Origin of the sequence: Serratia proteamaculans, assembly GCF_004684015.1 — a bacterium.
Lineage (GTDB): Bacteria > Pseudomonadota > Gammaproteobacteria > Enterobacterales > Enterobacteriaceae > Serratia > Serratia proteamaculans_F.
Genome location: NZ_SRIA01000005.1, coordinates 103,553 through 111,248, shown reverse-complemented (window position 1 = coordinate 111,248; position 7,696 = coordinate 103,553). Strand labels below are relative to the sequence as shown.

General features: G+C 53.0%; 7 protein-coding genes and 1 other annotated feature. Of the genes, 4 read left to right on the top strand and 3 right to left on the bottom strand.

Annotated elements, in window-relative coordinates; translation table 11 throughout:
- Positions 1–296 precede the first annotated feature (296 nt).
- The 3 genes from clpB to rluD all read right to left on the bottom strand — a co-directional run bounded on the left by clpB (position 297) and on the right by rluD (position 4,709).
- Positions 297–2,870 carry an ATP-dependent chaperone ClpB gene (gene clpB, locus E5C26_RS04390; protein ID WP_135315214.1) on the bottom strand — a complete coding sequence of 858 codons (2,574 nt, stop codon included), beginning with the start codon at positions 2,868–2,870 and terminating at the stop codon, positions 297–299.
- 130 nt (positions 2,871–3,000) lie between these two features.
- Positions 3,001–3,732, bottom strand: coding sequence for a purine nucleoside phosphorylase YfiH (gene yfiH / locus E5C26_RS04385; RefSeq protein WP_135315213.1), 732 nt, complete (start codon positions 3,730–3,732; stop codon positions 3,001–3,003).
- Positions 3,732–4,709: a 23S rRNA pseudouridine(1911/1915/1917) synthase RluD gene (rluD, locus tag E5C26_RS04380; RefSeq protein ID WP_135315212.1), complete on the bottom strand. Its 978-nt coding sequence runs from the start codon at positions 4,707–4,709 to the stop codon at positions 3,732–3,734. The genes yfiH and rluD overlap by 1 nt, the downstream gene beginning before the upstream one ends.
- Positions 4,710–4,840: 131 nt before the next feature.
- On the opposite strand from rluD, the gene bamD reads away from it, so the two are divergent.
- From bamD to pheA, 4 genes are all read left to right on the top strand, one after another.
- A complete protein-coding gene (gene bamD / locus E5C26_RS04370; protein WP_135315211.1) occupies positions 4,841–5,572 on the top strand; it encodes an outer membrane protein assembly factor BamD in 732 nt (243 codons plus the stop codon).
- Positions 5,573–5,884: 312 nt separating this feature from the next.
- The gene (raiA, locus tag E5C26_RS04365) at positions 5,885–6,226 is read left to right on the top strand and encodes a ribosome-associated translation inhibitor RaiA (protein ID WP_012005327.1); all 342 of its coding nucleotides are present in this window, start codon (positions 5,885–5,887) and stop codon (positions 6,224–6,226) included.
- Positions 6,227–6,348: 122 nt separating this feature from the next.
- Positions 6,349–6,475: a sequence feature (Phe leader region), on the top strand.
- Complete coding sequence (gene pheL / locus E5C26_RS24695) at positions 6,350–6,397, top strand: pheA operon leader peptide PheL (protein ID WP_198010413.1); 48 nt, start codon at positions 6,350–6,352, stop codon at positions 6,395–6,397. Its footprint overlaps the feature before it by 48 nt.
- A 53-nt stretch (positions 6,476–6,528) precedes the next feature.
- Complete coding sequence (gene pheA / locus E5C26_RS04360; protein WP_135315210.1) at positions 6,529–7,686, top strand: bifunctional chorismate mutase/prephenate dehydratase; 1,158 nt, start codon at positions 6,529–6,531, stop codon at positions 7,684–7,686.
- Positions 7,687–7,696 lie beyond the last annotated feature (10 nt).

The window sequence follows — 7,696 nt, the reverse complement described above, 5'->3', positions numbered from 1 at the left end:
TGTTTTCACCGGCTTGCTTCTTCCTGGCTGGGCGACTGGTTCTCGTTAGAGGAGTCGTTGTTCCCGGTCAGTGGAGGCGCATTATAGGGAGTTCTCAGAAGGCCGCAACCCCTAAATGCAAAAAACTTTTCAAGCGCTCAAATAACAATCAATAAAGCCCTTTTAGGATATTTATTAGCCAGAAAAGTGGTGTTTTAAGGCCGTTAGCCCGGAAAACTCTATGAGAGTAATGAAAACAGATAAAGAAAAGGGAGCGGTCACCCGCTCCCTTTTATCGCAATGACTATAGATAGCCGTTATTGTTTGGCGACGATATGCTCGTCTTCTACATCCAGCGTCACCGGTATGCCCGGAATCAACTTGCCGGAAAGGATTTGCTGCGCCAATGGGTTTTCGATCTCCTGCTGGATAGCGCGTTTCAACGGACGCGCACCATACACAGGATCGAAACCGGTTTTGCCCAGCAGCTCCAACGCCGGTTCGGTCATAGTCACTTCGTAACCGCGTTCTTCCAGACGTTTGTACAGACGCGCCAACTGAATCTTGGCGATCTCGGCAATGTGTTTCTGGCTGAGTGGGTGGAACACCACCACCTCATCTATACGGTTGATGAATTCCGGGCGGAAATGATGCGTGACCATTTCCATCACCGATTCCTTCATCTGCGCATAGTTCATCTGACCGAAGTGTTCCTGGATCAGATCGGACCCCAGGTTAGAAGTCATGATCACCACGGTATTACGGAAATCAACGGTACGACCCTGACCATCGGTCAGACGCCCATCGTCCAATACCTGCAGCAGGATGTTGAACACATCCGGGTGCGCTTTCTCCACTTCATCCAGCAGGATCACTGAATAAGGTCGACGACGCACTGCCTCGGTGAGATAACCGCCCTCTTCATACCCAACATAACCCGGAGGCGCACCCACCAGCCGCGATACCGAATGTTTTTCCATAAACTCGGACATATCGATACGCACCATCGCGTCGTCACTGTCGAACAGGAACGAAGCCAGTGCCTTACAGAGTTCGGTTTTACCCACCCCGGTCGGACCGAGGAACAGGAACGAACCGATAGGACGGTTTGGATCTGAAAGCCCGGCTCGGCTACGGCGAATTGCGTTAGATACCGCGCTTACTGCTTCATCCTGGCCAATGACCCGAGAATGCAGTTCCTGCTCCAGACGCAACAGCTTGTCACGCTCGCCTTCCAGCATTCTGGCAACTGGAATACCGGTGGCACGCGCCAGCACTTCGGCGATTTCTGCGTCAGTCACCCGGTTACGCAACAGCTTCATGGTTTTGCCTTCGGCCAACGTGGCGGCGGCAAGCTGCTTTTCCAACTCTGGGATCTTGCCGTACTGCAGTTCCGACATCCGCCCCAGATCGCCGACGCGACGCGCCTGCTCCAGGGTGATCTTGGCCTGCTCAAGTTCCGCTTTGATATTCTGCGTACCGGAAAGTGAGGCTTTTTCCGCTTTCCACTCTTCTTCCAGCTCAGAATATTCACGCTCTTTCTGCTCCAGCTCACCGCTAAGCATTTCCAGGCGTTTCTTGCTGGCGTCGTCCGACTCTTTACTCAGCGCCTGCTGCTCCAGCTTAAGCTGAATAATGCGGCGCTCCAGACGATCGAGCGATTCCGGCTTGGAGTCCATCTGCATACGGATGCTGGATGCTGCCTCATCGATCAGGTCAATAGCCTTATCCGGCAATTGACGATCGGAGATATAGCGATGTGACAAGGTCGCCGCCGCAACAATCGCCGGGTCAGTGATCTGCACATGGTGATGCAGTTCATAACGTTCTTTCAGGCCTCGCAGGATCGCGATGGTGTCTTCGACGCTGGGTTCCGCCACATAGACTTTCTGGAAACGACGTTCGAGCGCCGCGTCCTTCTCTATATACTGACGATATTCGTCCAGCGTGGTGGCACCGACGCAGTGCAGTTCCCCACGCGCCAGCGCCGGTTTCAACATATTGCCGGCATCCATCGCGCCATCGGCTTTACCCGCGCCAACCATAGTATGCAATTCATCAATAAACAGAATGACGCTGCCTTCCTGTTTGGACAGATCGCTCAGCACCGCTTTCAGACGCTCTTCAAACTCACCGCGATACTTGGCCCCGGCGATCAGCGCCCCCATATCGAGGGACAGCACACGTTTATGCTTTAGGCCTTCCGGGACTTCACCATTAATGATGCGCTGCGCCAAACCTTCGACGATGGCGGTTTTACCCACGCCAGGCTCGCCGATCAATACCGGGTTGTTTTTGGTACGACGTTGCAGCACCTGAATGGTACGACGGATCTCTTCGTCACGGCCGATAACCGGGTCAAGTTTGCCCTGCTCGGCACGTTCGGTCAGATCAATAGTGTATTTCTTCAATGCCTGACGTTGATCTTCAGCACCTTGGTCTTCCACGCTGTCTCCACCTCGCATTTGCTCAATAGCCTTGCTGATTTTATCGGTTGTCGCACCGGCCGCTTTTAACAGATCGGTCAATGTTCCACGATCCTCAAGCACTGCCAGTACAAAGAGTTCGGAAGAAATGAATTTGTCCGCCCGCTTTTGCGCCAGCTTGTCGCACAGGTTAAGGACACGCACCAGTTCATGGGACGGTTGAACGTCACCACCGGTACCTTCGACTTGAGGCTGACGAGACAGTGCCTGTTCGATTTCAGTGCGCACGCGCCCTGCATCGATACCGGCAGAAGTTAAGAGTGGACGAACCGTGCCCCCGTCCTGATTGAGCAGAGCGCTCATCAGATGTAACGGTTCAATAAACTGGTTGTCGCGCCCAAGGGCTAAAGATTGGGCATCGGCGAGGGCAAGCTGGAATTTGTTAGTAAGACGATCCAGACGCATAACACCTCCAAGATTGGTCGAAATTGCTACTGGAGATTAAATGAGGTCATCCCTCAAAAATTCAAGGTTATTTCGACTGTATATTTTCGGTACTACATCATGCGTCTTTGGACCGTCCTAATTCAATAGGTTATATCAGCCAGATTAAACTTGCCAGACGTCCGGTTATTCCATCGCGACGATAGGAGAAAAAATGACTGATTTCGCTCACCGTACAGCGATCGCCACCGTAGATGGCGTGGATGCCTGCGCGTTGCAGGCGCTGACGAGCTAATAAATAGATATCGGCCAGGAATTTATCACCCTGGGGGGTAAAAGCTGCCGCCGCTGCGTCATCCACAGCAATAAATGCCGCACGGACCTCGGCCCCTACCTCAAACTGCTGCGGGCCAATCGCCGGGCCGAGCCAGGCGCTGATGCGCCCCGGTTCAGCAGCAAAAGCAGCCAGCGTTTGTTCCAGCACGCTATTGCACAACCCACGCCAACCGGCATGGGCTGCTGCAACTTCATCACCGGCCTGCGAGCAAAACAGCACCGGCAAGCAATCCGCCGTCATCACGGCACACACTTGCCCCGGGACATTACTGTAAACGGCATCCGCTTGCAGGTCGGCTGGCGTTTGCCCATCCAGCCGCACGACACTAGTACCATGGACCTGCTCCAGCCAGATTGGCATCTGCGGCAAGTCGGCACCCTCCACCAGCCGTTGGCGATTCACCGCCACCGCCTGCGCTTCATCACCCACGTGGGTTCCGAGGTTGAGCGAGTCATACGGCGGCAAACTAATACCGCCATGACGAGTGGTGCTGCAGGCTTTTACCCCTGCAGGCAACGGCCAATCGGGCAGGATGAGCGAATCCATTACCAGTTCATCTGATCTTTAAATTCTTCGGTATCGGCTTTCAGCGCGTTAATCAAATCGACCATATCCTGAGGTAGCGGTGCATGCCACTCCATCTGGATACCGCTGATTGGATGATATAAACGCAGCATGGTAGCGTGCAGTGCCTGACGATCGAAACCGCGCAGCGTGGCAATAAATGCATCCGACGCTCCTTTTGGTGGACGTGGACGGCCACCGTACAGCTGATCGCCCACCAACGGATGGTTGATGTGTGACATATGCACGCGGATCTGGTGAGTACGGCCGGTTTCCAGACGCAGACGCAGACGGGTGTGCGCACGGAAGTGCTCCATAATCCGGTAATGCGTCACCGCGGGTTTCCCCATCGGGTGCACTGCCATATGGGTGCGTTTGGTCGAATGGCGCGAAATCGGCTCTTCGACGGTACCGCCGGCGGTCATGGTGCCAATGGCAACCGCTTCGTATTCACGGGTAATATCCCGCGCCTGCAGCGCTTCTACCAGTCGGGTTTGCGCCGGAACGGTTTTGGCCACGACCATCAGACCGGTCGTGTCCTTGTCCAAACGGTGCACGATGCCGGCACGCGGCACATCGGCAATTTCAGGATAGTAGTGCAGCAACGCATTGAGCACCGTGCCATCCGGGTTACCGGCGCCAGGGTGCACGACCAGGTCGCGTGGTTTATTGATGACCAGAATATCACTGTCTTCGTAGACGATATTCAGCGCGATGTCCTGCGGTTCCCAACGGGCGTCTTCTTCTATCTGTGCATCAATGGCGACCGTCTCTCCCCCCAGTACCTTCTCTTTCGGTTTGTTTATCGTTTTGCCATTAACCTGTACCCGATCGTCCAGGATCCAATCTTTTATGCGAGATCGTGAATAATCAGGGAACAATTCGGCCAAAGCCTGATCTAAACGTTGTCCGAGTTGAGATTCGGCCACCGTTGCGGTGAGTTGTACTTGTTGTGCCATATGCAGCTTCTTCGTTAACGTTGGGTTTTCACGGCGATGCCGTTTAATATAATGTGCTATTGTAACTGGTCTTTGTCGGGAGCTTAACGGACAGTCTCCCGGAATAACACCCTGAGGATAATCAAAACGTCATGACGCGTATGAAATATCTGGTGGCGGCAGCCACGTTGAGCCTGGCGCTGGCAGGTTGCTCCACATCCAAGGATGCGGTTCCCGACAACCCACCTTCGGAAATCTATGCTACTGCCCAGCAAAAACTGCAGGACGGTAACTTTAAGGGCGCGATTACGCAACTCGAAGCGTTAGATAACCGCTATCCTTTCGGGCCGTACTCTCAGCAGGTTCAGTTGGACCTGATTTATGCCTACTACAAATCTGCCGATTTACCACTGGCTCAGGCGTCTATCGATCGTTTCATGCGTCTGAACCCTACGCACCCGAACATCGACTACGTGATGTACATGCGTGGTCTGACCGATATGGCGTTGGATGACAGTGCATTGCAAGGCTTCTTCGGGGTCGATCGTTCAGACCGCGATCCACAGCATGCTCGCGCTGCGTTTCGCGATTTCAGCCAGCTGATTCAGCAGTACCCGAACAGCCAGTATGTGACCGATGCCAACAAGCGTCTGGTGTATCTGAAAGACCGCCTGGCCAAGTATGAGCTTTCGGTGGTGGAATACTACACTAAACGCGGTGCCTACGTCGCGGTCGTTAATCGCGCCGAACAGATGCTACGTGAATATCCGGATACCAAAGCGACGCGCGACGCGCTGCCGCTGATGGAAAATGCATATAAGCAGTTGCAACTGAATGGTCAGGCCGACAAAGTGGCCAAAGTGATTGACGCCAACCCGGCATAACCGAATTGGCAACGATAGAAAAACAAAACGGCAGCTTCGGCTGCCGTTTTCATTTGCTGCGAACTTAGCCAGAGCTGGAAAAATACACAAGCAAAAACACGATGTTAGCAAGTCTGCCTCACCGCTTATCCTTTCAATAATGCGCGTTCCGCTCACAAGACTCAAGTGTTAGATAGCCAATTCAAATGCTGAATCACAGATTGAACTAACTTTGCAAAAAGTGACAAAAATACGTGATTTTCATCACGCATTTAAGCAAAAAGCGGGGTATGCTGGATCCATCCAAGACGGAAAGACAGAGAGGTAAGTTATATGACATTGAACATTACCAGCAAACAAATGGATATCACTCCCGCAATCCGCAGTCACGTCGAAGACCGTCTCACCAAACTGGAAAAATGGCAGGCCCAACTGATTAACCCACATATCGTCTTATCCAAAGAACCGAAAGGGTTTGTTGCCGACGCCACCATTACTACGCCTAACGGCCCGCTGGTCGCCAGCGCAAAACATGAAGACATGTACACTGCCGTTAACGATCTGATCGCCAAGCTGGAGCGTCAGTTGAATAAGGTGCAGCACAAAGGCGAAGCACGCCGTGCCGCGACCAGCGTGAAGGACATCATTCCGGAAGTCGAACCGGAACAGGAATAACCGTTTAGCGGCTGTTTCACATCAAACGCGCCTGAGGGCGCGTTTTTTGTCTGGTTTTTTTATTGACGAGATAAAGGCCTGCGGTTACTTTAAAACCTGTCTCGTACATACTCTGGATGACCCATGCTCCGTAAACCGTTTTTCTTCGCATTCTTTTTTACCTTCCCCTGATTGGGAGGCGTTTCGTCGTGTGATAAAGAATGCGAAGACGAACAGCAAAGCCTCCTGAAACCAGGGGGCTTTTTTTATGGCTTTTTTTATGGCTATTTACGACGTATAAAAAAATAAGGCAGAAGCTGATTATGACTGACAACCCGTTACTCGTGCTGCGCGAACGCATCAGCGCACTGGATCTGAAACTGCTGTCCCTGTTGGCAGAACGCCGTGAGCTGGCGGTAGAAGTAGGGAAAACCAAGCTTCACTCTCATCGGCCAATCCGGGATAAAGAGCGTGAGCGCGACCTGCTGGACGCCCTGATCGCCGCCGCCAAACCCTATGACCTGGACGGGTTCTACGTCACCCGCCTGTTCCAGCTGATTATCGAAGACTCGGTATTAACCCAGCAGTCGTTACTGCAAAACCAGCTCAATCAAGTCAGCCAGCATTCCGCCCGCATCGCTTTCCTCGGCCCGAAAGGCTCTTATTCACACCTGGCAGCACGCCAATATGCAGCTCGCCATTTCGACCAGTTGATCGAGTGCGGTTGCCAAAAATTCCAGGACATATTTACCCAGGTCGAAACCGGCCAGGCGGATTACGCCATTCTGCCGATCGAAAATACCAGCTCGGGTTCTATTAACGACGTTTACGATCTGCTGCAGCACACCAGCCTGTCGATCGTCGGCGAGTTGACCAATCCTATCGACCACTGCGTCTTGGTCGCCAGTGACACTGATCTTGCCCAGATCGAAGTTGTGTATAGCCACCCGCAGCCGTTCCAGCAGTGCAGCCAGTTCATTAATCGCTATCCGCACTGGAAAATCGAGTACTGTGAAAGCACCGCTGCAGCCATGGAAAAAGTCGCCAAATTGAATTCACCGAAAGCTGCAGCATTGGGCAGTGAAGCTGGTGGTGCGCTGTATAACCTGCAGGTGCTGGAGCACAATCTGGCCAATCAACAGCAAAACATCACTCGTTTCATCGTGCTGGCACGTAAGGCTATCGACGTCTCCGAGCAGGTGCCGGCTAAAACCACGCTGATTATGGCGACCGGGCAGCAGTCTGGTGCACTGGTTGAAGCGCTGCTGGTGCTGCGCGAAAACGGCATCATCATGACCAAACTGGAATCTCGCCCGATTAACGGTAATCCGTGGGAAGAAATGTTTTATATCGATGTGCAGGCTAACCTGCGTTCTGAATCAATGCAGAAAGCATTGAGGGATCTGGCGCCAATCACCCGCTCACTGAAGGTATTGGGTTGCTACCCCAGCGACAACGTGGTGCCGGTCAATCCATCCTGATGAAGCAAAA